This is a genomic window from Actinosynnema sp. NPDC020468 (genome assembly GCF_040642015.1).
Classification (GTDB): domain Bacteria; phylum Actinomycetota; class Actinomycetes; order Mycobacteriales; family Pseudonocardiaceae; genus Actinosynnema.
Genome location: NZ_JBFAEO010000037.1, coordinates 23,893 through 49,374, shown reverse-complemented (window position 1 = coordinate 49,374; position 25,482 = coordinate 23,893). Strand labels below are relative to the sequence as shown.

The 25,482-nt window shown below is 74.9% G+C and carries 9 protein-coding genes; 8 read left to right on the top strand and 1 reads right to left on the bottom strand.

Going from position 1 to position 25,482, the window contains the following annotated elements; all coding sequences use genetic code 11:
• Positions 1-8 precede the first annotated feature (8 nt).
• Both AB0G50_RS24780 and AB0G50_RS24775 read left to right on the top strand, forming a co-directional pair.
• The gene (locus AB0G50_RS24780) at positions 9-2,909 is read left to right on the top strand and encodes an AAA domain-containing protein (RefSeq protein WP_360112665.1); all 2,901 of its coding nucleotides are present in this window, start codon (positions 9-11) and stop codon (positions 2,907-2,909) included.
• Positions 2,906-4,114 (top strand): hypothetical protein, encoded by a 1,209-nt coding sequence (locus AB0G50_RS24775; protein ID WP_360112663.1) that lies wholly within the window; start codon positions 2,906-2,908, stop codon positions 4,112-4,114. Before AB0G50_RS24780 ends, AB0G50_RS24775 begins: the two co-directional genes overlap by 4 nt.
• Positions 4,115-4,207: 93 nt before the next feature.
• Here AB0G50_RS24775 and AB0G50_RS24770 read toward each other — a convergent pair whose 3' ends face one another.
• Positions 4,208-4,990, bottom strand: coding sequence for a DUF2306 domain-containing protein (locus AB0G50_RS24770; protein ID WP_360112661.1), 783 nt, complete (start codon positions 4,988-4,990; stop codon positions 4,208-4,210).
• 1,037 nt (positions 4,991-6,027) lie between these two features.
• Between AB0G50_RS24770 and AB0G50_RS24765 the strand changes: the two genes are divergently transcribed.
• The 6 genes from AB0G50_RS24765 to AB0G50_RS24740 all read left to right on the top strand — a co-directional run bounded on the left by AB0G50_RS24765 (position 6,028) and on the right by AB0G50_RS24740 (position 25,481).
• Positions 6,028-9,159 (top strand): BTAD domain-containing putative transcriptional regulator, encoded by a 3,132-nt coding sequence (locus tag AB0G50_RS24765; RefSeq protein ID WP_360112659.1) that lies wholly within the window; start codon positions 6,028-6,030, stop codon positions 9,157-9,159.
• A gap of 164 nt (positions 9,160-9,323) precedes the next feature.
• A complete protein-coding gene (locus AB0G50_RS24760) occupies positions 9,324-10,052 on the top strand; it encodes an alpha/beta fold hydrolase (protein ID WP_360112657.1) in 729 nt (242 codons plus the stop codon).
• Entirely contained in the window at positions 10,049-13,186 is a 3,138-nt protein-coding gene (locus AB0G50_RS24755) for an amino acid adenylation domain-containing protein (RefSeq protein WP_360112655.1), read from the top strand. The genes AB0G50_RS24760 and AB0G50_RS24755 overlap by 4 nt, the downstream gene beginning before the upstream one ends.
• A gap of 102 nt (positions 13,187-13,288) precedes the next feature.
• Positions 13,289-16,501 carry an amino acid adenylation domain-containing protein gene (locus AB0G50_RS24750; RefSeq protein ID WP_360112653.1) on the top strand — a complete coding sequence of 1,071 codons (3,213 nt, stop codon included), beginning with the start codon at positions 13,289-13,291 and terminating at the stop codon, positions 16,499-16,501.
• Positions 16,498-19,455, top strand: coding sequence for a beta-ketoacyl synthase N-terminal-like domain-containing protein (locus tag AB0G50_RS24745; RefSeq protein WP_360112651.1), 2,958 nt, complete (start codon positions 16,498-16,500; stop codon positions 19,453-19,455). The genes AB0G50_RS24750 and AB0G50_RS24745 overlap by 4 nt, the downstream gene beginning before the upstream one ends.
• The gene (locus tag AB0G50_RS24740) at positions 19,452-25,481 is read left to right on the top strand and encodes a condensation domain-containing protein (RefSeq protein ID WP_360112649.1); all 6,030 of its coding nucleotides are present in this window, start codon (positions 19,452-19,454) and stop codon (positions 25,479-25,481) included. The genes AB0G50_RS24745 and AB0G50_RS24740 overlap by 4 nt, the downstream gene beginning before the upstream one ends.
• The last annotated feature ends 1 nt before the right edge of the window (position 25,482 follow it).

Genomic DNA, 25,482 nt, shown 5'->3' with positions numbered 1-25,482 from the left:
GGAGCACGGTGCCTTCCGACGCGTTACCCCTGGGCGGGGTGATCCACCTCGTCGCGTCCGCCGAGGACGACCTGCGGTTGCGGGAGAAGGTGGTCCGCCACCCCGGGCTGCCGCCGAGCGTGCACCGGTTGGTCGCCGAGCTGTCCGCGTCGCCGGTCGGCGTGCCCGCCGCGGTGGACGAACCCGACCGGCGTACCGGCAGGCGAACCCTGCTGGTGCACGGCGCCACCTGGGTGGCCCGGTTGGAGCCGACCCACCTGGGGCGCGGGTACCTGGTCAAGCGGGTCGACCCGCTGCGGGTCCGGGACCACCACCGGCTCGCCCGGCACCACCTGTCGCTGCGGCCGCGGGGCTGGCGGCGGGTGGACGCGGTGCGCGAACTGCGCGAGGACGCGGACGCGTTCTGGCCGCAGATCGAGCAGCGGTGGGACCGGCTCGTGCAGGCGCAGGTCGCGCCGGCGCTCGCGCCCCACCACGGCGCGTTCCTGGACACCGTGGAGCAGGTCGTGGACGCGGCGGAGCGGATCGCGACGGCCGAGAAGGACGAGCGGCCGCACCGGTACCACGACGTGTCGCCGGTCGGGGAGCAGCGCCACGGCGCGCACGCGGTGTACGGCTTCACGATCGCGGGGCCGGAACTGCCGGAGGAGGGCGCGTTCGTCCGGATCCGGGGTTACGACGAGTACCGCGGCCAGGTGCAGCGGGTCGACGGTCGATCCGCGACGATCCGGTTCGAGGAGGCCGTCGACTGGCGGCGGCTGCCCAAAACCGGCGAGCTGGAGGCCACCACGAGCACGGTGGTGTTCAAGAAGCAGCGGGAGGCGATCACCACCCTGCGCGGCCGGCGCTCGCTCAACCCGCACCTGCTGTCGGTCCTGGTCGACGCCCGCACCCTGCCGCTCGGGGAGGCGGCCGACACGCCGTCCGAAACCCTGGACGAGGACCAGCTCCGGGCGTTCCGGCGCGCGCTCGCGGTCGAGGACCTGATGCTCGTGCTCGGACCGCCCGGCACCGGCAAGACCCGGGTGATCAGCCAGGTCGCGAACGCGGCGGCGACCGGTGACGGGTGGACCCGGCCGGGCCGGCGGGTGCTCGTGACCTCCCACTCGAACCGGGCCGTGGACAACATCCTGCCCCGGCTGTCACCGGACCTCGTGGTGGTGCGGGTCGGCAACCCGGGCGTGGTCACCGACGAGGGCCGGCCCTACCTGCTGGACGAGCAGGCCCGGCAGTTGCGCGGCCGGGTGCTCGCGGGCGTCGACCGGGGGTTGCGCGAGATCTCCGACCCCGAGGTGGCGCGGAAGTGGGCCGAGGAGCTGACCGCCCGGGTGGACGTGCTGCTGACCGCCTTCGCCGACGTGGACCGAGCGCAGGTCGACGTGGACGTGGCCCGGCGCGGTGCGGGCGGCGCCGCGCAGGCCGCGGTGGACGGGATCGAGGCGGAGCTGGTCGAGCTCGACGCGCGGTCTACGCGCGTGCGGCGGTCGATCGGGCGCGTCGCGCGGCTCGTCCCGGTTCCGCTGGTCGGGCGGTGGGCCCGGCGGCGGACGACCGCGCTCGAGGCGGGGGCGCAGGGGCTCGACGCGGAGCGGCACCACCGCGCCGAGGCGTTGGGGCAGGCCAGACGGCACCTGGCGGAGGTCACCGACCACGCGCCGGAGGTGCGCAGCGCGGTCTGGGCGCTGGGGCGGCGGCGCGCGTCGGCCGGGAAGGCCCGGGAGGCCGCGCTCGACGCCGCCCGCGCCTCCCGCGCGGCGGCCGGTGGTTCCGCGCCGCCACCCGCGGTCCGCGACACCCCCGACGACCCGGCCGGCACCGCGCGGGACCTGACCGCCCTCGTGGCGTGGTTCCAGGCGTGGCTGCCGGTGCTGCGGGCCCGCGCGCGGCTGCTCGGCGAGTGGCGGCGGGAGGTGGACGGCGCCACGACGCAGCTGCACCCCGAGCTGATCCGGTACGCCCACGTCATCGCGAGCACCACGATCGGCACCGCGTCCCGCGCGGAGTTGGCGGACGTCGAGTTCGACCTCGCGATCGTGGACGAGGCCGGTCAGATCGGCACCGCGGACCTGCTGGTGCCACTGGTGCGCGCGCGGCGCGCGGTGCTCGTCGGCGACCAGCAGCAGCTGCCGCCGTTCCTCGACTCCGACGTCGAGTCCTGGGGTCGGGAGACGGCCGACCCGCGGATCCGCGACCTGCTCGCGCGCAGCGCGTTGGAGCACCTCGTGGATCGGCTGCCCGCGACGAACGTCGTGCCGCTGACGTGGCAGCGCCGGATGCCCGCGGTGATCGCCGAGTTCAGCTCGCGGGCGTTCTACGGCGGCGCGGTGCGGACCGCGGGCGAGCACGTGCACGACGACACCCTGTTCGGCGGCCCGCTGGTGTTCGTGGACACCGCCGGGTTGCCCGCGCACCGACGGCGGGAACACGCCGCCGCGCAACGGGACCACCGCCGCAAGGGCTACCACAACCCGGCCGAGGCGAAGCTGCTGGCGCTGCTCGCGGCGCACTACGACCGGGCGGGTCGCGAGTGGGCGGTGATCGTGCCCTACACCGCGCAGGTCAAGGCGGTCACGGCGGCGATCGTGCGGTTGATCGGCAAGGAGGACCACGTGCGGCTGAACGTCGGCTCGGTCGACTCGTTCCAGGGCGGCGAGCGGCAGGTGGTGCTCTACGGTTTCACCCGCAGCAACCCCGAGGGCGGCGTGGGCTTCCTGCGCGAGCTGCGCCGCGCCAACGTCGCGTTCACCCGGGCCAAGGAGCAGCTGGTGCTGGTGGGCGACCTGGACACGCTGACGTCCGCGCGCGACGTCGGGTTCCGCGCGCTGGCGGTGGCGTTGCGCGACCACGTGGCGGCCTCCGGCGGGATCCGGCGGTACGACGAGGTCCTGCGCCGGGTGGAGCGGCGATGAGCGCCGGGACGAGGGTGTTCGACTACCCCGAGCAGCGCACGCTGGAGGACGCCGCGTTCGAGCGCGAGGTCGTGCCGACGCAGCTCCACTCGCTGCTGATGCCGGTGTGGAAGGTGACGGTGCGGGCCACGGTGGTCGACGCCGCGGACTACGACCTCATCGACCGCTACCTCTCGCGCGGCATCGCCGAGGCCGCGCTGTCCACCACGGACGAGCTGGCCGCGTTCTTCGCGCTGGAACCCCCGCTGGTGGACCGGGCGCTGCGCGCGCTGGCCGCGGTCGGCCACCTCGGCCACACCGACGGCCGCTGGTGGTTGACCGAGATCGGGCTGCGGTCCGTGCGGGACGGCCTGCGGTACGAGGTCGCGCACGAGGACCGGCGCGAGCTGTACTTCGACGGCTACGCCAGCCGTCCGCTGACGAAGGTCTGCTACGACTCGCGCAAGGTGACCCTGCTCCCGCCCGACGAGCTGCCGGGCGGCGGCCGGTTCCACACCCTGTTCACCCGCTGGAGCTTCGACCCGGCGGCGCTGCCCGCGCTGTCCGGCCACCCGGACCGGGCCCGGTTCAACCTGCCCGACCGGATTGACGACCCGCACCTGCTCGGGCCGCCCGAGCTCGCCTACCTGCCGCTGATCGTGGTGCGCGGGGTGTCCCGGTCGGGCGCGACCCGGTACCTGGCCTACAGCCAGGCGGTCGGCGAGGCCGACCCGGACCTGGGCGCGCTGGTCGAGTCGACGCCCGACGTCGTCGGCGTCCTGGAGCAGGAGCAGGCCTCGGCGAGCCCGGACGTGGCGGAGAAGCGGGCGCGGGAGTGGGTCGACCGGTACGACCTCTCCGGGCACCGGCTGGTCCGGCTGCCCGGCGGCCTGCTGCGCGTGGTGCTGCCGGCCGGGCACTTCGGCCCGGAGGGCGCGCTGCCGTGGCACCGGCTCGGGTCGTTCGTGGTGCGGGGCAGCGGGTTCTTCCAGCCGTGGTGCGAGGACGTGCGGGCGCGCCGGAAGGCGTTGCTGCACCGGGTGCGCGCGCTGCTGGGCACCCGGTCGCGGGTGGACGGCGCGCGGACGTGGGCGCGGGTCGAGCGGGTCGCCCGGCAGCTCGACGTGGGCGACCTCGACCCCGCCGGGTTGCGCGAGCTGGCCGTGCGGGCGGGTGACCGGGTGCTCGTGGCGCGGTGGGACGAGTGGGTGCGCGAGTCCCGGTAGCGGACCGCGCCGCGCGACCCTCCACAGTGGACGGTCGCGCGGCGCGGCGGTGTTCCGGGTGTCGCCCGGGGACTCCTCCGGGGTCGACGGGGGTCAGGGTGCGGCCGGCGCCGGAGTGGAGTGTGCGGTCGGTTGCGGGGTGGTCGACGGGGATTTCTTCGGGGTCCGGCGTTTCACGCCGCCCGCGATGGTGCGGCCGGCGGTCCGTTCCAACCACCAGTGTGCGATGAGGAGGTTGCTCGTCCACCCTCCCCAGCGGGCGGCCTCGACGGCGGTCGGGATGCTGATGCCCAGGGTCACGAAGAGGTTGGCGTAGACGAAGACCCAGACCCCGTAGCCCCACATGATCGCGTAGCTGTAGACCATCCAGCGGCGGTGCGCGGCGTATTGTTTGCGCCGCGCGGTCAGCAGGCCGAGGAGGGCCGTGTAGGTCCACAGGATCGAGGCGGCCAGGACGGCCACCCGACCCGGTCCGTGGGTTACCGGGTACATCGAAATCGCGAGCACGGCCGAGGGCAGGGCGCCCGCGAAGACGTAGATTCGCCCGCTGATCCGGTGCAGGGTCGGGTATTTGCGGCGCAGCCACGGCCAGAACTGGATGACCGGGGTCAGCAGCGCGATCGAGCCCGCGAGCACGTGCCCGGAGAGGAGGGCGAAGTGCAGCGGGTGTTCCGGTGGGATCCGGGAGTTGGCCGGGTCCAGGCTCAGGTAGGGCGGGAGCTTGTAGATCACGTAGGCGACGGCGGCGATGCCCAGAATGATTATCGCCGGACTCCACCGGTTATCCCTCGGTGCGGTCGCGGCGGGGCGTTCGCCGGTCTTCGTCGTGGTGGCGGTCGGAACCGGTGTGGTCGGCTCGTCGCCGGGGCGTTCCATGAGATTTCGCTCCCTTCTCCGCAGGTTCGAACCCTGCGGTCCGGGGTCCGATCCGGTGCGGAACGCTAGGAAGCGGGTCTTAGGGTGGGTTCACGGAATGCTGTCCGTGGCCTTCCGGCTCCGGCGGGCACCCGCTGACCTGCGGGGACGCCGCGAGCAGCCGGCAGTCGCGCGTCGGGGCACTCGTTGCGGGTGCGCCCGGTCCCGGCCGGTCGGAACCGGGCGAAGATCGGCCTCAGGCCACCCGAAGGTCGCCCGAATGAGGGGCCGACGGGGCCCGGCGGGCCGAATGGACCGGCGGGTCGGCGCCGACCGGGTGCCCTCCGGTATCGCCGCGCCGATGTTTCTACTCGATTCGGGTGAATATACCGGCCGGCCGACCTGAGCTGTTCGAGTGAACCTCGGATCCGGCCGGCGCGCGGCCGGTGGGTGGCCGTGTATAGCGGCTACAACGGTTCGGGTGAAGGGGAAGTATCGGCCGGCTATGATTTCGCGACGGTCACTCGCTGCATATCTTCCACTGCGCCCGGTAGCCGCGTCGAATTCGTCAGGAATCGGTCGTAAGCGACTCGGGAGGTGACGCCGGTGGTGGCGGACCGGTACCGGTGGCCTGGTGCAGCCCGGTGCGTCCGAACGGGTTGTCCGAGGCGTTCGACGTCGGTGCGGACAACGTAGGCTCAGCTGGTGGGAAACCCGATGCCGAATATTGCCGGAAAGGGCTTCGGTGATCGGTGGTGGACCGCCGGTCGGACTAGTCGGCAGGGCCGAATCGCGGTGTATCCGACCCGCCGGACGACCCTCTTTACCGGCAAGGGTGGCACGGACGGGCAGGTGCCGCGCCGGCTATTCGGATTTCCGATGAAAATGGTCCCTCGGGTGCCTTCTGCTGATAGGCCGTGACGGTGCCTGTTCATTGGCCGACTGGGATGGAACCGTATCCGGTCTGGATGCGTACCTGGGGGAGAGACATGCGTGAGCATGTGGCACAGCGGACGGGCCTACCGGCCTTTCCTCCGCGACTGATAGACCGGCCGGCGTTGACAGCCACCCTGGACGCCGCGGTGGAGCACAAGGTGGTCACCGTGGTCGGTGGCCCGGGATGGGGCAAGACGACCGCCGCCGCGGCGTGGGCTGCCCGACGACGGGCCTGCTGGCTCGGCATCGCCGAGGAGGAAGTGAGGCTCGAACGACTCACCCGGTCGCTGTTCCACGCCCTGCGCGTGCGGCTGCCGGGACTGCCCGCCGAACTGCTCACCACCACCGGGCACGGTGAGGGGCACGACGGCGCGGCGCGTGTGGAGGCGGTCACGACGCTGGTGTGCGGACTGCTGGAGGTGTGCCTGGACGAGCCGCTCGTGCTCGTCGTGGACGAGGCGGGCGTGCTCGCGCCGGGCAGCGACGGCGCGCGCCTGCTGGAGGGCCTGTGCCGGATGAGCAGCCCGCTGCTGCGGCTGGTGCTGCTGACCAGGACGGCGCTGACCTGGGAGCTGCCCGAGCCGGTGTGGGAGGTCAACACCGCGGAGTTGGCGTTCACCCGCGACGAGGTGGCGGCCCTGGTCGGGTCGCACGCCCGGCCCGAGGTGGTCGACGCGATCTGGACCCGGACGGCGGGGTGGCCCGCGGCCGTGGTGGTGCACGCCGACGCGGTGCGGGCCGGGCACGTGCCGCCGGAGGACGACGGGTCGGCGCACCGGTCGCTGGTCGGGATGGCCAGGCGGGTGCTGGCCGACGAGCCCGAGTCGACCCGCCGGCTGCTGCGCGAGATCGCCTTGCTGGGCAAGGCGAAAGCCGGGTTGTGCGTCGCGCTGGGGCACGCCGGCGCGCCGACCCTGCTGCCGGAGCTGGCCCGCCGCGGGCTGCTCGCGGCCGATCCCGGCGACGTGACGGCGTGGGTGGTGCCGGAGCCGATCCGGGACCTGCTGGCCGACGACGACGGGTCGGCCCGCGAGCTGCGGCTGCGCGCGGCCCGGTTCGGCGAGCGGATCGGCGAGCACTCGGAGGCGTTGCGGCACCTGGTGACCGCCGGGTTGTGGGACGAGGTGGCGCTCCTGCTGCTGCGCCGCGACGAGCAGATCATCGCGGCGGGCGACGTGGGCGCGGTGCTCTCGGCCATGGAGCAGATGCCGCTGACCGCCGACAGCGACCCGCGGCTGCACCTGGTGTGGGGTTACGCCAAGCAGCAGCGCGGCGACTGGGTCGGCGCGCTGCGCTGCTACGAGCAGGCCGTAGGCGAGGGCCCGGTGCTGCCGTGCATGGCGTGGCGGATGGGTCAGCTGCACCACCTGACCGGGCGCACCGACCAGGCGCTGGGGTTGTTCCGGCGCGCGGTGTTCACCGACGGCGGGTCGCTGGACGAGGTGCGGCTGCTGGCGCTGGCCGTGCGGTGGCTGCGGGAGAGCGGCGAGGTGGCGCAGGCGCGGGAGGTGACCGCGCGGGTGATCGCGGCGGCGGCGTGCTGCGGCGAGCGCACCGCGCTGGCGTGGAGCCACCGCGCGCAGGCCCTGCTGGCCGCCTACGACGGCGACCGGGTGCTGGCCGAGTTGCACCACGGGCAGGCCCTGCTGGAGGCGCGGCGGGCGGACAACGCGTCCCTCGCGCTGGCCGTCCGCGCCGAGCGGGCCTGGTTCACCGCCGAGGAGGGCGATCCCGCCGAGGCGGCGCGGGAGGTGGACGAGGTGCTGAGCCTGGGCCGGCAGGCGGGCATCACCGGGCACGAGCCGTTCTGCCTGGGCATCCGGGCGCGGGCGGCGGCCAAGCTCGGCCGGTTCGACCAGGCGCTGGAGGACGCGCGGCGGAGCCAGGCGATGTGGAAGGACCAGGGCGTGTCGCGCGACGTGCTGGACGGGCTCCTCGTGCTGGGCGAGGTGCACCGCCGTCGTGGCGAGCCCTACCAGGCGCAGGCCTACCTGGACGAGGCGCGCACGCTGTCCGGCGCCGACGGCGGGTGCCCGCCGGTGCGGGTGGCGGTGCTGGCCGGGTTGGCGCGGATCCGCGCGGCGGACGACGCGGAGGCGGCGCGGGAGTTGGCGGACGAGGCGGTCGAGTGCGGCACGCGGTTGCGCTGGGGCGAGGCGGGCGCGCTGCTGGCCCGCGGTTGGGTGGCGCTGGTGCGCGGTGACCGGGAGGCGGCGCGCGCGGACGCCGCCGCGGCCCGGGCGCTGGCCGGGCGACGGAGGGACCAGGCGAGCCTCGCGGACTCGTTGCAGCTGGCCGCGTTGAGCGCGGGCGACCCGGCCACCGCGTCCGGACTGCTCACCGAGGCGGTCGCGGTGTGGCGGATGGCGGGCGACCCGGTGGGCGAGGCCTCCGCGCTGCTCGCGGCGAGCCGGATCGGCTGCGGCGCGGCCGGTGGCGCGGAGGTGGTGCTGGCCCGGCTGGGTGTGCGGCACGACGCGCGCACCGCGGACGTGCTGGGCGCGAGCAGACCCAGGCCGTCGTGGCTGGCCGTGCGCACGATGGGCACGTTCCAGGTCCTGCGCGACGGCGTGCCGGTGGCCACCACGGAGTGGCAGTCGAAGAAGGCCCGAGACCTGTTGAAGATCCTCGTCGCGAACCGGGGTCGGCCGGTGGCGCGGTCGAGGCTGGTGGAGCTGCTGTGGCCGGACGCCACGTCCGACCGCAGCAGCAACCGGTTGTCCGTGCTGCTGTCCACGTTGCGGGCGGTGCTGTCCGGCGGGCGCGCGGACGCCGGTCCGGTGGTCGCCGACCGCAACGCGGTGGCGCTGGACCTGGCCGTGGTGGACGTGGACGTGGAGCGGTTCCTCGCCGCGGCCGAGGCGGCCAGGGCGGCGCAGCGGCACGGCGACCCGGCGGGGCCGGCGCTGCTGGCCGAGGCGGAGGAATTGCACCACGGCGAGTTCCTCGTGGAGGACCTGTACGAGGACTGGGCGGTGCAGCCGCGCGAGGAGGTGCGCGGTGTGCACGCCTCGGTGCTGCGCAGCCTCGTCGGCCTGGTGTCCGATGTGGACCAACGCGTCGGGTACCTGTTGCGGCTGCTCGACCTCGACCCGTACGACGAGGGCGCGCACCTGGAACTGGTGCGCTCGCTGAGGGAGGCCCGGCGCTACGGCGAGGCGCGCCGCCGCTACGACCTCTACGCCGAGCGGATGGCCGAGATCGGCGTCCGCCCCGCGTCGGCGGACCCGGAGGGCGACCTCCAGGCCGGCTGACGCCGCGGCGACCGGACGCCCGGACGACCCCGAGATCCGTTGGGGCGCCTGGGCGTCCGCCGTGTCGGGGGAAGGAAAGCCGAAGGCCGCCTGAAAGGTTCCCGGAGGCTGCGCGAAGGGCCGCTACCTAGCGTCGGAACCGACACGACGAGGGGAGCGTGGACGTGGGGACGACTGGCTCGGTGTGGCTGCACCGCCCGAAGCACAGGCCGGGCGCGCGGCTGCGGCTGGTGTGCCTGCCGTACGCGGGCGGCGACACGGTGGTGTGGTGGCCGTGGGCGGACGGGCTGGGCGAGGACGTGGAGCTGTGGTGCGTGCGACTGCCCGGTCGGGGACGGCGGTTCGGCGAACCGGCGCTGACCGACGTGGCGGACGTCGTCGGCCCGCTCGCGGAGGCGGTGCGCGACCTGGGTCCGGTGGTGCTGTTCGGGCACAGCATGGGCGCGGTGATCGCGTTCGAGCTGGCCCGCAGGCTAGACGAGGTGGCGCACGTCGTGCTGTCCGCCGCCGCCGCGCCCCGGCTGATGCCGCGCGGGGACGCGCACCTGTTGGACGACAACGGGTTGATCGCGTGGATGACCGAGCTGGGCGGCGCGCCGCCTGCCCTGCTCGCCGATCCCGAGCTGCTGTCGCTCGTGCTGCCGACGTTGCGCGCGGACCTCGCGCTGTGCGCCGGTTACCGGGACGTCGGGCCGCCGCTGGACGTGCCGCTCACCGTCGTCGTCGGCGACCGGGACCCGTTGGTGCCGGTGGCGCACGCGCGGGCGTGGCGCGACCGCACGACCGCCGCGTTCGCGTGCCGCGTCCACCCCGGCGGCCACTTCTCCGTCCAGGACGACCCGTCGCAGGTCTTCGCCGCCGTGCGGGACTGCGTGAAGGAAGGTGCGCGGTGACCGAACACCCCGTGTCCCCCGGCCAGGAACAGCTGTGGTTCTTCGACCAGCTGGTGCCGGGCAGCACGTTCCACTCCGTGCCGGTGCACGTGACCGTGCGCGGTCCGCTGGACCGGGACGCCCTGGTCGCCGCGCTGACCGCGGTGGTGCGCCGCCACGAGCCGCTGCGCACGGTGTACGAGTCGCGCGAGGACGGTCTGGTGGCGCGGGTGCTGCCGGCGACGTTGTCGATCACCGTGCACGACCTGGCCGGCGCGGGGGAAGTGGTGCGCCCGGCGGACTTCTCCGCTCTTCCGGACCGCGCGGCCGAGGTGCTCGCCGACGAGGTCGCGCGGCCGTTGGACCTCGCGGTGTCTCCCTTGCGCGTGATCCTGCTGCGGTTGTCCGAGCTGGAACACCGACTCGTGCTGCTGATCCACCACATCGCGGTGGACGGCGAGTCGGTTCCGGTGCTCCAGGAGGAGATCCTGGCCGGGTACGCGGCGGCCGTCGAGGGGCGGGAGCCGGAGTTCGCCGCGGCGCCCACGCCGTACCGCGCGTTGCCGCACCCGAGCGCCGGCGGCGAGGTGCGCGCACTGGCGGCCGACCTGGTCGACCTGCCGGACCCGGCGGAGTTGCCCGGTGCGCGCGCCCGCACGGGCGACCACCGGTCCGAGACGGTGCCGCTGGTGGTGCCCGCCGACCTCGCGGACGCGGTGCGCGGGTGGGCGCGGGAGCAGCGGTCGTCGGCGTTCATGGTGCTGTTGACGGCTTTCTCGCTGCTGGTGCACCGGCTCACCGGCAACCGCGACCTCGTCGTCGGCACGCCGTGGGCCGGGCGCGAGGCGGCGGAGGCCCAGGGTGTCGTCGGCTACTTCGTGAACATGCTGCCGCTGCGCGTCACGCTCGGCTTCGACCCCACGGCGCGCGAGGCGATGGGCGACGTGCGCGACGCCGTCCTCACCGCGCTCGACCGCCGGCACGTGCCGTTCCACGCGCTGGTCCGCGAGTTCACCACCGGCCGGGACCTGGCCAGTCACCCGATCTTCCAGCTGGTGTTCGCCTGCCCGCCGCCGTTGGCGCCCGCCGGGAGCGCGGGCGGGTGCGAGTTCGGCTTCGCGCAGGGCACGAGCGGTGAGGGCTTGTACGACCTCGAGGTGCAGCTGCCCGACGGCGGCGAGGGTCCGCTCACCGGCTGGGTCCGCTACCGCACGGCGCTGCGCGACCGGGCCGACGTGCTGGACCTGCTCGACCGGTTCCTGGTGGTGCTGCGGCAGATCACGACCGAGCCGGACGCCCGGCAGTCGAACCGGTCGCTGCTGCCCGACGCCGAGCGCGAGCGGCTCACCCGCGTCCTCAACGACAACGCGACCGACTACCCGGCGCACGCCTCGCTCGTGACGTTGTTCGAACAGGTCGTGGACGAGCGCCCGGACGAGCCCGCGCTGGAGTACGGCGACGTCGTGCTGACCTACCGCGAGCTGGACGAGCGGGCCAACGGGTTGGCGCGCCTGCTGCCGGCCGAACCCGTCGGCGTGTTCCTGGGTCGCGGGCCGGACTGGGTGGTGGCGGTGCTCGCGGTGCTCAAGGCGGGCGGCGCGTACCTGCCGCTGGACCTCGACTACCCGGTCGACCGGCTGACGGCGCTGTGCGCGGACGCGGGCGCGCGGGTGGTGGTGAGCGACCGCGAGCCGGGCCTGCCCGGGGTCGACGTGGTGCGGGTGGGCGTGCCCGCCGTCGCGGACCGTCCCGGCCGCGCGGTCGACCCGAACGACCTGGCCTACGTCATGTACACCTCCGGCTCGACCGGGCGGCCCAAGGGCGTGTGCGTGACGCACCGCAACGTGTCCAGGCTGGTCCTCGACACCGGGTACGTCGTGTTCACCGCGGGCGACCGGGTGGCGCAGGCGTCCACGACCACGTTCGACGCGGCCACGTTCGAGGTGTGGGGCGCGCTGCTGAACGGCGGCACGCTCGTCGGCCTGCCCAAGGAGGTGGTGCTCGACGGTCCCGCTCTCGAGAAGTGGTTGCGCGGCAACGGGATCGACGTGCTGCTGCTCACCACGTCGCTGGCCATGCACGTGGCCCGGGAGGCGCCGCGAGCCCTGGACGGCCTGCGGTACTTCGTGTTCGGCGGCGAGCAGCCCGACGCGACGGCGATCGCGGCGCTGGCCGCGCGTCCCGACGGACCCGCGCACATCGTGAACGGCTACGGCCCGACCGAAACCACCACGTTCGCCTCCAGCCACCGCTGCGCCGGCGCCGACGTGAAGGTCCCGCTGGGCCGGCCGGTGGACAACAGCGCCATGTACGTGGTGGACGCCTACCTCGAGCCGGTGCCGCAGGGCGTGGCGGGGGAGTTGGTGATCGGCGGCGACGGCGTGGCCCGGGGTTACGTCGGCGCGCCCGCCGCGACGGCCGAGAAGTTCGTGCCCGACCACCTCGGCGGTCCGCCCGGCGCGCGGCTCTACCGCACCGGCGACCTGGCCCGGCTGCGGTCGGACGGGACGTTCGAGTTCCTGGGTCGGCTCGACCGGCAGGTCAAGATCCGCGGTTTCCGGATCGAGCCCGGCGAGGTGGAGGCGGCGCTGCTCGCGACGCGGTTGGTGCGCGAGGCGGTGGTGGTGCCGAAGCAGGACGCGGCGGGTGACACCCGGCTCGTCGGGTACGTGGTGCCGGCCGACGGCGCGCTGGTGGACGCGGTCGACGCCGCGCTGCGCGAGGCGTTGCCGGACTACCTGGTGCCGTCGGCTTTGGTGCCGCTTGAGTCGTTCCCGTTGACCCGCAACGGGAAGCTGGACCTGCGGGCGCTGCCCGAGCCGGTGGCCGAGAGCGGCGCCGACGCCGAGCCGCGGACCGCCGTGGAACGGGCGCTGGCCGGGGTGTGGCGGGCGGTGCTGGGCGCGGAGCGGGTCGGCCGCGACGCCGATTTCTTCGACCTGGGCGGCCACTCGCTCAAGGCGACCCGGCTGGTGTCGCGGGTGGCGCACGAGATGGGCGTGGCGGTGCCGCTGCGCTCGCTGTTCGACCACCCGACGCTCGCGGACTTCGCCACCGAGGTGGAACGCCTGCGCGCCGCGAGCGGCGCGGGACCGGACGCGATCCCGGCCCGGACGCGGCCCGCCGCCGCCGACCTGCTCGACCTGGACGCCTGACGCGGGGGAACGTGGTGCGGCGCCCGGGGTGCCGCACCTGGACGACCGACTCGGACGCGGCGCCCGGGGGTGCCGGATCCCGACGCTTGACCTGGAGGGGACGTGCTGGACGTGTTGCGGCGCCTGCGGGCGCTGGACCCCGATCGCCGGGCCGCGGTGCTGGCCCGGCTCGCCACCGACGGCGAGCGGTTCGACGTGCACCCGGTGTCCGCGGGGCAGCGGCGGCTGTGGTTGCTGGACCAGGTGCACCGGGGACTGCCCGTCTACAGCGTCCCCTACGCCTTCCGGTTGGCGGGCGTGGTCGACGCGGACGCGCTGCGGGCCGGTCTGCTGGCCCTGGGCGCGCGGCACGAGGCGTTGCGGACGGTGTTCCTGGACGTCGGCGGCGAGCCGCGGCAGATCGTGCTGCCCGAACCCGGTTACGACCTGGAGGTCGTGGACCGGCCGACGCCCGCGGCGGACCGGGACGGGGACGCGGCGGTGTTGGCCGACGACGAGGCCCGCGCGCCCTTCGACCTGGCCGAGGGACCGCTGCTGCGGGCCCGGCTGGTGCGCTTCGCCGCCGACGACGCGCTGCTGCTCGTGACGCTGCACCACGCGGTGTGCGACGGCTGGAGCACGCAGGTGCTGTTCGCCGAGCTGGGCCTGCTGCTGCGGGACGAGCCGCTGCCGCCGAACCCGGTGCAGTACGTGGACTTCACCCGCTGGCAGGCCGAGTCCTCGCCCGCCGAGCAGCTGGCGCACTGGACCGCGCACCTGGCCGACGCGCCACCCGTGCTGGAGCTGCCGACGGACCGGCCGCGCCCGGCGGTGCTCGCGATGCGCGGCGAGGTGGAACCCTTCTCCTGGCCGGTGGACCTCGACGCGTTCTGCCGCGCCGAGCGGGTCACCCCGTTCACCGTCCTGCTGGCCGCGTGGAACGTCCTGCTGCACCGCTACAGCGGGCAGGACGACCTGGTGGTCGGCACCGGCGTGGCGGGTCGCACCCGGCCCGAGTTGGAGGGCGCGGTCGGGTTCTACGTGAACACCGTGGCGCTGCGCACGAAGGTGGACCCGGGTGCCGGGTTCCGGGCGCTGCTGGGCCAGGTCCGGGACACCGTGCTCGCCGGGCAGGCCAACCAGGACGTGCCGTTCGACGCGGTGGTCGACGCCCTGCGCACCCCGCGCAGCGCCGCGCACCACCCGCTGTTCCAGACGCTCGTGGTGATGCAGGACGGCGAGCAGGACATCCTCGAGTTGCCCGGCGTCGCGGTGACCCGGGTGCCGAGCCACATGCACACCGCCAAGTGGGACCTGCACCTCGCGGTCACCTCGGCGTCCGGCGGCCTGGCGGGTTCGGTGGAGTACGACACCGACCTGTACGACCGCGAGACGGTGCGGGCGTTGCTGGGTCACCTGCGCACGCTGCTGGAGGGCGCGCTGGCCGACCCGGAACGACCCGTCGGCCTGCTGCCGTTCGCGACGCCCGCGGAGCTCGCGCTCGTGGTGGACGAGTGGAACCGGGCGACCGCGCCGCACCTGCCCGGCGTGCTGATGCACGAGCTGGGCGAGGCGACCGCCGACCGCGCGCCCGAGACGACCGCGCTGGAGTACCGCGGCCGCACGATGACCTTCGCCGAGCTGGACGCCGCCGCCAACCGGCTGGCGCACCACCTGCGCGCGGTGGGCGCGGACCGCGACCTGCTGGTGGGCCTGTGCCTGCCGCGCGGGCTGGACCTCGTGGTGGCGGTGCAGGGCGTGCTGAAGTCCGGCGCCGCGTACGTGCCGCTGGACCCGGACTACCCGGCGGACCGGTTGTCCTACATGGTCCACGACTGCGCGGCGCGGCTCGTCGTGACCACGGCGGCGCTGGCCGGGCGATTGCCCGCGGACACCGCCACCGTGCTGCTGGACGAGCACGCGGACCACCTCGCGTCGCTCCCGTCGGACCGGCCGGCGCGGGTCAACTCGCCGGACGACCTGGCCTACGTGATCTACACGTCCGGGTCGACCGGTCGGCCCAAGGGCGCGATGATGACGCACCGCGGCGCGGTGAACCTGGCCGACGAGCAGCGGCGCGCGTTCGGCACCACGCCCGCGGACCGGGTGCTCCAGTTCGCCTCGGCCAGCTTCGACGCCTCGGTGCTGGAGGTCCTGCTCGGGCAGCACTCGGGCGCGGCCATCGTGTCGGTGGACCGGCCCGACCTCCAGCCGGGCGCGGACCTGGCGCGGACCGTCCGGGACCTCGGCATCACCACGATGTTCCTGCCGCCCACCGTGTTGCGGCTGATGGCGCCGTCGGACGTGCCGGGGCTCACGACGTTGATCGTCGGCGGCGAGACGTGCCCGGACGAGTTCGCCGCGGTGTGGGCGCACGGGCGGCAGTTGCGCAACATCTACGGGCCGACCGAAACCACGGTGTGGGTCACCTCCGCGGTCGGCGACGGCGGTCCGGTGGCCATCGGCGCGCGGCTGGGCAGCGTCCGGACCTACGTGCTGGACGACAACCTCGAACCCGTGCCGCCGGGCGTGCCGGGGGAGATGTGCATCGGCGGTGTCGGCGTGAGCCGGGGTTACCTCGGCCGCCCGGAGCTCACCGCGGAGCGGTTCGTGCCCGACCCGTGGAGCACCGAGCCCGGCCGCCGGCTCTACCGCAGCGGCGACCTGGTGAAGCAGCGCCGGGACGGCACGTTCGAGTTCCTGCGCCGCAGGGACGACCAGGTGAAGGTGCGGGGGTTCCGGATCGAGCTGGGCGAGGTGCAGGCGGTGCTGAGCGCGCACCCGTCGGTGCGGGCGGCGGTCGTGACGACCCGCGAGGACGTGCCGGGCGACGTGCGGCTGGTCGCGTACGTGGTGGCTGCCGAGGGGTCCACAGTGGACTCGGCGGTGCTGCGGGCGGCGGCGCGGCGGGACCTGCCAGAGCACATGGTGCCGTCGGCGTTCGTCGCGGTGGACACGATTCCGCGCACCCCCAACGGCAAGCTCGACCACCGGGCGCTGCCCGCGCCGACCGACGCCCCGCGCGCCGTGGTGGCCGCGGGCACCGACCTGGAGCGGCGGATCGTCGCGGTGTGGCGGGAGGTGCTGCGGGTGGACGCGATCGGCGCGGACGACAACTTCTTCGACCTGGGCGGCAACTCGTTGCTGCTGGCCAAGACGCGCAGCCGGTTGGCCGACGAGCTGGACCGGGACGTGGCGGCGGTGACCCTGTTCACCTACCCGACCGTGCAGTCGCTGGCCGCGCACTTCGACGGGGTGTCCACAGAGGACTCACCGACGCGGGACGTGGCCGGTGGCCGACGGGCGTTGCTGACGCGCAAGGGGGTATCGCGATGACGGACACCGGCTTGGAGATCGCGGTGATCGGGATGGCCGGGCGGTTCCCGGGCGCGGCGGACGTGGCCGCGTTCCACCGGCTGGTGCTGGCCGGTACGCCCGCCGTGCGGGAGTTCACCGACGCGGAACTGGCGGCGGCGGGCGTCGGGCGGGACGGGAGGGTCGCGGCGGGCGGTGTGCTGGACGGGGTGGAGCACTTCGACGCCCGGTTCTTCGGCTACAGCCCGCGCGAGGCCGCGCTGCTCGACCCGCAGCAGCGGCTGTTCCTGGAGTGCTGCTGGCACGCGCTGGAGGACGCCGGGCACCGGGGCGGTCACGTCGGCGTGTTCGGCTCCGCGTCGATGAGCAGCTACCTGCTGCGGCACCTGCTGGGCAACCCGGCCGTGCCCGGTGGGTTGAGTCCGCTGGAACTGGTGCTGGGCAACGACAAGGACACCCTCGCCACCCGCGTCGCCTACCACCTGGGCCTCACCGGCCCGGCGATCAGCGTGCAGACGGCGTGCTCGTCGTCGCTGGTCGCGATCCACCTGGCGGTGCAGGCCCTGCTGGCCCGCGACTGCGACCTGGCCATCGCGGGCGGCGTGTCGGTGCGGCTGCCGCAGACCGAGGGCTACCGGCACCACGAGGGCAGCATCCTGTCGCCGGACGGCCGGTGCCTGCCCTTCGACGCCGACGCCCGGGGTGTGGTCGGCGGCAACGGGGTCGCGGCCGTGGTGCTGCGCCCGCTGGCCGACGCGCTGCGGGACGGCGATTTCGTGCACGCGGTGGTCAAGGGCACGTTCGTGAACAACGACGGCGCGGACAAGGTCGGCTTCACCGCGCCGGGGGTGACCGGACAGGCGGCGGTCGTCCGCGGTGCGCACGAGGTGTCCGAAGTGGACCCGGCGAGCATCGGCTACGTCGAGGCGCACGGCACCGGCACCGAGCTGGGCGACCCGATCGAGGTCGCGGGGTTGGTGCGCGGGTTCGCCTCGGTGCGGCCGTCGGTCGCCCTGGGCTCGGTGAAGGCGTTGGTGGGGCACCTGGACGCGGCGGCCGGCGTGACCGGGTTCGTCAAGGCCGCGCTGGCGGTGGAGCACGGCGTGCTGCCGCCCAGCCCGTACCTCCGCACCCCCAACCCGGACCTGGCCGGCACGCCGTTCACCGTGCACGCGGAGCCGCGGCCGTGGACCGACGAGGTGCGGCGGGCGGGCGTGAGCGCGTTCGGCATGGGCGGCACCAACGCGCACGCCGTGCTGGAGCAGCCACCCGCCGCGCCGGAGTCGGGTCCGTCGCGGTCGCACCAGCTGCTCGTGCTGTCGGCGACCACCCCCGAAGCCCTGGCGCAGGCCCGGACGCGGCTGGCCGACGCGCTGACGCCGGAGGTGCCGCTGGCCGACGTCGCGCACACGCTGCGGGTGGGCCGACGGGTGTTCCCGCACCGGCTGACGGTGGTGGCCGCCGACCACGCCGAGGCGGTGGCGCGGCTGCGCGACGAGGGGCCGGCGCGGACCGCCGAGCAGCGGGCCGGGCGGGTGCCGGTGGTGTTCCTGCTGCCCGGTCAGGGTTCGCAGTACGCGGGCATGGCGGCCGGGTTGTGGGCGGAACCGGTGTTCGCGGCCGCGTTCGAGGAGTGCGCGGCGGGCGCGGGGCTGAACCTGCGGTCGGTCGTCGAGTCCGGCGACGGGCTGGGCGACACCCGGTTCACCCAACCCGCGCTGTTCGCCGTGGAGTACGCGCTGGCGGCGCTGTGGGCGAGCTGGGGCGTGCGACCGGCGGCGATGGTCGGGCACAGCGTGGGCGAGTACGTGGCCGCGTGCCTGGCGGGCGTGATGGACGTGGCCGACGCGGCGGGACTGGTCGCGGCCAGGGGCGAGCTGATGGCGGGCGCGCCGCGCGGGTCGATGCTGTCCGTGCCGCTGCCGGCCGACGAGGTGGAGCTGTCCGGCGGGTTGGCGCTGGCCGCGGTGAACGCGCCGGGGTCGTGCGTGGTGGCCGGCCCGGACGACGAGGTCGCGGACCTGGTGGCGCGCCTGGAATCCCGCGGTGTCGCGCCACGTCGGCTGCACACCTCGCACGCGTTCCACTCCTCGATGCTGGACGGGGTGCTGCCCGCCTTCCGGGAGCGGGTCGCGGCGGTGCCGCTGCGCGCGCCGCGGGTGCCGTTCGCCTCCAACCTGACCGGCGGGTGGATCACCGACGCGCAGGCGACCGACCCGGACTACTGGGTGCGCCACGCCCGCGGGTCGGTGCTGTTCGGCGCGGGCCTGCGCACCGCGACCGCCGACGGCGCGGCGTTGCTGGAGGTGGGTCCCGGCAACGTGCTGGCGAGCCTGGCCCGGCAGCACGGCCTGGCGGCGGCCACGTCGTTGCGGCACGCGCGGGAGAACCGCGACGACGCCGAGACGATGGCGACCGCGCTGGGCGCGTTGTGGTTGGCGGGCGCGGAGGTCGACCTGGCGGCGCCGCACCGGGACGAGCGCCGCCGGCGGGTTCCGCTGCCCGGCTACCCGTTCGCCCGCACCCGGCACTGGATCGACCTGCCCGAGGGCACGACCGCGACGGGCACCGAGTCCATCGCGGTCGACGCGACGACCACGGTGACCATCGGGGTGCCGACGCCGGAGGGTGATCTCGGCGTCGTGCTCGCGGTGTGGCGGGAACTGCTGGGCGTGCCGGACATCGGCGCGCACGACGACTTCTTCGAACTGGGCGGCCATTCGCTGCTCGCCACGCAGGTGCTGTCCCGGTTGCGCGACGACCTCGCCGTGCCGCTGTCCGCCGGCGCGATCTTCGAGGCGCCCACGCCCGCCGGGTTGGCCGCCGTGATCGGGCGGGTGCGCGCGGAGCCGGTCGAGGACGCGCCGGACGCGGAGTTCGCCCGGTTGCTGGCCGAGGTACGCGGGCTCTCGCCCGAGCAGCTGCGCGCCGAGTTGGACCGCGAACGTCACGTCGAGGGGATTGCGCAGTCATGACCGACCTGACCGACCTCACCGAGGACCAGCGCCGGCTGCTGGCGTTGCGGCTCAACCGCGCCGAGCGCCCCGACGAGCCGTTGTCGGCCACCCAGGAGCAGCTGTGGTTCCTCGACCGGCTCGACCCGGGCGACCCGGCCTACGACGTGCCGTTCGGCCTGGAGCTGACCGGTCCGCTGGACGTGCCCGCGCTGCGTGCCGCGGTGGCCGCCGTGGTGGCCAGGCACCCGGCGTTGCGCACCACGTTCCTGGAGCGCGACGGCGAGTTGCGGCAACGGGTGCACGAGCGGGTCGAGGTGCCGGTGGCGTGGACCGACGTGTCCGATGTGGACGATCCGCGCGCCGCCGCGCGGGAGGTCGCCGCCGAGCACGCCCGGGCGGTGTTCGACCTGGCCGCCGGTCCGCTGATCGCGGTGCGGCTGGTGCGGATCGCGCCGCTGGAGCACCTGCTCCTGGTGACCGCGCACCACATCGTGTTCGACGCGACGTCGGCCGCCGTGTTCTGCCGCGACCTGGTGGCCTGCTATTCGGGCCGGGACCTCCCGCCCGCCGCCTCGTTCCCCCGGCACGTCGCCGCGGAGCGCCGCCGGCTGACCGACGAAGTATTGGCCGGGCACCTGGCGTACTGGCGGGAGAAGCTGGCCGGCTCGCCCACCACGTCGACCCTGCCGCCGGACCACGCCCGGCCGCCGGTGCAGACCCACCGCGGCGGTCGGCACGCGTTCACCGTGTCACGGGAGGTGACGGCGGCGCTCGCGGAGCGCGCGCGGTCGGCGGGCGTGACGCTGAACGCCGTGGTGGCGACCGGGTTCGGCGCGCTGCTGCGCCGGTTCACCGGGCAGGACCGGGTGCTCGTGGGCATGCCCGTCGCGGGGCGGCAGCGCAGCGACCTGGAGTCCGTGATCGGGTCGTTCGCGAACATGCTGGTGCTGCGGGTGGACCTGCCCGACGAGCCGATCCGCGACCTGCTGCGGCGGACGCACCGGGCCGTCGCCGAGGCGCACGTGCACCAGGACGCGCCGTACGCGCGGGTGGTGGAGGCCGTGGACCCGCCGCGCGACCCCGGGCACAACCCGTTGTTCCAGGCCATGTTGAGCCTGACCGACGCGCCGATCCGCACCGAGGAGGCGCGCGGCGTGGTGTTCACGCCGGTGGAGGTGGACAACGGGCTCACCGACTTCGACCTGTTCGTCGGATTGTCCACTGTGGATGGTGGGTTGCGCGGGGAGATCGGCTACAACGCCGACCTGTACCTGCCGGCCACGATCGCGGCGGTGGCCGAGGAGTTCGGCCGGATCCTGGAGTTGTCGGCGCGTGGCGCGGAACTGCCGGCGCGGGACCGGGTCACGGTCGCCTCGTCGTTCACGGCGGGTCCGCTGCGCGCGCCGCTGGAGCTGCTGACGGGCGTGCTGCGGCTGCCGCTGGACGTGGAACTCGCGCCGTACCACCAGGTCGTGCAGCACCTGTTGACCGGCGGCGGTGGCGGAGCGGCGGACGTGGTGCTGCTGCGCTGGGAGGACTGGCTTCGGCACGGGACCGCCGACCCCTGGCCCGACCTGGAGGCCGCGCTCACCGCGCACCGCCGGACGGCGACGACGCCGCTGCTGGTGGTCGTCTGCCCGCCCTCGCCCGCGGCGGCCCGGGACGTGGCGGAGTACGACGAGCGGCTGGCGGTGCTGGCGGACGCCTCGGACTTCACCGCGCTGTGGTGGACCGACCGCGCCGAGGACCTGCCGGTGGCGGAGTTGTTCGACCCGCAGGCGGACCGCCTGGGCCACGTCCCCTACACGCCGGAGTTCTTCGCCTCCTTGGCGTTGCTGCTCGTCGGGCACCTCGGCGCCGCCGGCACGCCCGGTTCGGACCCGGGTGAGCGCACGGGCGACGGGCCGAAGCCCGAAGGCGCGGGCGACGGTTCGGTTCTGGTCGAGCCTGCGCGTGGCGGGTCGAGTCCCGACGGATCGCCCGGCGACGGTTCGGGTCCGGTCGAGTGGGAGCTCGGCGGGTCGAGTTCCGGCGGGTCGGCCGGCGACGGTTCGAGTGCGATCGAGCAGGCGCGTGGTGGGGCGAGCCCCGATGGGTCGGCCGGTTCGGGTCCGGTCGGGCGGGAGGGTGGTTCCCGGGCCGGGCTCGAGGCGCGTGGGCTCGGGACGCCGGAGGCGGTGGTCGCGCGGCTCTCGGCGCGGCGGACGGCGTTGTCCACCGACGAACCCGCCGTCGCGGCGCGGACGCGGACCGAGCAGCGGTTGGCGGTGTTGTGGGCCGAGGAGCTCGGGGTGCCCGAGGTCGGTGTCACGCACGACTTCTTCGTGCTGGGCGGGCACTCCCTGCTCGCCACGCGGCTGCTCTCCCGGGTGCACGGCGAGTTCGGGGCGGACGTGTCGCTGCACGCCCTGTTCACCCACCCGACCGTCGAGGCGTTGGCGCGGGTGGTGGACGAGGTCGGCGCCGGCGGCGGGCGGACCATCGCGACCGCGCCCCGGGACGGCGACCTGCGGCCGTCGTCCACGCAGCGGCGGTTGTGGGCGATCGGGCAGTTGGGCGGTGACCCGACCCGGCACAACACGACGTTCGCCGCGGTGCTCACCGGCGAGCTGGACGTGACCGCGCTGCGGGCCGCGCTGGACGACGTCGTGGCGCGGCACGAGGTGTTGCGCACCACGTTCGCCGAGCGGGACGGGGTGCCGGTGATGGTCGTGCGCGACCGCGTCGATCCCTGGCTGGACGAGATCGACCTGCGCGACGAGACGCCGCGCGACCGGGCGGCCGAGGTGCGGCAGGAGATCCGGGCGCACGCGAAGCACCGGTACGACCTCGCCGAGGGTCCGCTGCTGCGGGTCCGGTTGCTGCGCACCGGCGACACCGAGCACCACCTGCTGGTCGGCATGCACCACGTGGTGTGCGACAACAGCTCGTGGGGCGTGCTGCTGTCCGAGCTGGCCGCCCGTTACGCCGGCCGCGACCTGCCGCCGCTCGACCTCCAGTTCGCGGACTTCGCGGCGTGGCAGCACGCACTGCTCGAGGGCGACGAGCTGCGACCGCACCTGGACTACTGGCGCGAGCGGTTGCGCGGCGCGCCCGCCACCACCGACATCGCCACCGACCGGCCGCGGCCCGCGGAGCGCACCGACAAGGCGGGCCGCAGCCGGACCCGGATCGACGGCGCCGCGGTGCGGGAACTCGCGCGCCAGGCCGGGATCACGCCGTTCACCGTGCTGCTGTCGGCGTACGCGGTGCTGCTGGCCGAGCGCGGCGCGGGACCGGACGTGGTGGTCGGCGTGCCGCAGGCCGGGCGCAACCGGCCGGAGCTCGAGCCGCTGATCGGGTGCTTCAGCGACCTGCTGCCGGTGCGGGTGGACCTGCGCGGCGCGTCGTTCCGGCAGGTGGCGCAGCGCGTGCACCGGTCGGTGGTCGAGTCCTACCGGCACCAGGACGCCCCGTTCGCGTCCATTGTGGACGCACTCGGGCACCGCCGCGGCGCGCACCACCCGGTGTTCCAGTGCGCGTTCAACCTGGCCGACCTGCCGGCGGAGGCGTTCACCTGGCCGGGGTTGGCCGTGCGGCAGGTGGACGTGCCGGCGGCGGGCATCGACTTCGACCTGTTCCTGAACCTGTCCTGGGAGGGCGACGAGCTGGACGCGGTGTTGGAGCACAGCTCCGACCTGTTCACCGCCGACGGCGGGCGCGACCTGCTGGAGGACTACGCGTCCCGGCTCGGCGAGCTGGTGGCCGCGCCGGACGTGCCGGTGGTGCTGGAGCCGGCCGAGGACGCGCCGGTCGTGCTGCGGGTCGCCTCGACGTGCCCGGTGGACGAGGCCTCGCCGGTGCTGCGGTGGTGGGAGGGCCGGTTGGGCCTGCGGGTCCGGCTCGCCGCGCTGCCGCCCGGCCAGGTGGTCCGGCCGTTGCTGGACCCCCACGCCGGCTTGGCCGACGGGGTGCCGGTGGTCGTGCTGCGGTGGCAGGACTACCTGCCGCCCGACCCGGCTCCGGGCGCGGTCGCCGGGTTCGAGGTGCGGTTCGCCCGGTTGTGCCGGGCGCTGCGCCGGTTCGCGGGCGACCTGACCGTGGTGGTCGTGCCGTCGGAGCCGACCTCGGCGCCGTGGCCGGGTGTGTTCGGGCACGCCACCGACCGGTTGCGCGCGCTTCCGGTGCGGGTGCTGGAGACCGACGACCCCGGCACCGCGCTGGCCCGGGTGGCGCACCGGCACGTGGCCCGGCCGGTGGACACCGTGGTGGTGGACCCGGCGCGGTTCCCCGGCGACCCGGTGCTGTTCACCCGCGACCAGCGCGCGCTCGGCCGGACCGTGGTGGAGCGCGGCGAGGGGTTCGTGGTCGACGTGCCGGACGTTCAGGCGCTCGACCACCTGTGGCCGCTCGACGAGCCCGGCCCCGGCGGTGACCTGGTGCTGCCGGCCGAGGTGATCGCGGAGATCGCGGGTCCGCTGCGCACCGCCGAGGGCGTCCGCCGGGCGATGACCGGCGCGCCGGCCGAGACCAAGCCGAAGCTGGCGCCGCGCACGGAGCGGGAACGCGCGCTCGCCGACGTGTGGCGGGAAGTGCTGCACGTGTCGGAGATCGGCGTGCACGACGACTTCTTCGAGCTGGGCGGCGACTCGATGGCGCTGATCCAGGCGGCGGCCCTGGTCAGCCGCGGCGACTGGGCGATCACGCCGCGCGAGCTGGCCGCCATGCCGACCATCGCCGAGCTGTGCGCGGCGGAACCGGTCGCGGTGACCGCCGAGCAGGGCGAGGTGACCGGCGAGTTCCCGCCGACCGGCGCGCAACGCTGGTTCCTCGACCTCCTGGCGCCCACGATGGCCGCGCCCGAGCACTTCAACCACCCCTATTACCTGGTGCTGCGCCGCGACGTGCCGGTCGAGCACCTGGCGCGGGCCGCGGCGGCGCTGACCGACCACCACGACGCGCTGCGGCTGCGGTTCGAGCGCACCGAGGACGGCTGGACCGCGGCGCACGGCCCGGCGGGGGAGGTCGCGTTCGAGTCGCACCGGGTCGGCACGGCGCACGCCGTCCCGCCGGTGCTGGCGCGGGTGCAGGAGAGCCTGCGGCTGGCCGGACCGCTGACCCGGTTCGTCCACTTCGGACTGGACGACGAGCCGGACCGGGTCCTCGTGGTGTGCCACCACCTCGTCACCGACGGCGTGTCGCGCAACCTGCTGCTGGAGGACTTCCAGCTCGTGCTCCGGCAGCTGGAGGCGGGCGGCGAACCGGTGCTGCCGGCCAAGACCACGTCCTACCGGGACTGGGCGCGGCTGCTGCACGAGTACGGCGCCGGCGAGGAGGTGGCGGCCGAACTGCCGTTCTGGTTGGCCCAGGCGCCCGGCGCCGAGCGGCTGCCCGTCGACCTGGACGGCGAGGCCACGTTCGGCACGCTGGACACCGCGGGCGTGGTGCTCGACTCGGAGGTGACGGCGGCGCTGCGCGAGGAGGCGCGGCGGCGCGGCGTCGGGTTGAGCGACCTGCTGGTGTGGGCGGCCGTGCGACTGGCCACCGACGGGACGGACCACACCGAGTGGACCATCGCCACCACCGGCCACGGCCGGCAGGCGCTGTCCGACGACGTGGACCTGTCCCGCACGCTCGGCTGGTTCCAGGTGCTCTACCCGGTGCGGCTGCCCGCCGGCACGCCGGAGGAGGTCGCGGCGCGGTTGCGCGAGGTGCCGCGCGGCGGTGTCGGGCACAGCCTGCTGCGCGCGGGCCACCCCGACCCCGCGGTGCGGGACCGGCTGTCCGTCGCGCCGCAGCTGACCGTGAACTACATGGGCGCCTTCGGCTTCGAGGACGTGTCGGCGGCGGACGAGCTGTTCGAGGTCTGCCGGGACGACCTCGGCGCCGTGCAGGACCCGTCGGGCCGGTGGCCGTACCGGCTCGACGTGGTGGGGACGCTCGTCGGCGAACGGCTGCGGGTGGACGTCAACTACGGCACGCAGGTGTACCGCAGGGCCGCGGTCGAGCGACTGCTCGGCCGCGTCGAGGGGCTGCTCGTCGCCCTGACGAATCGGAAGGGATGAG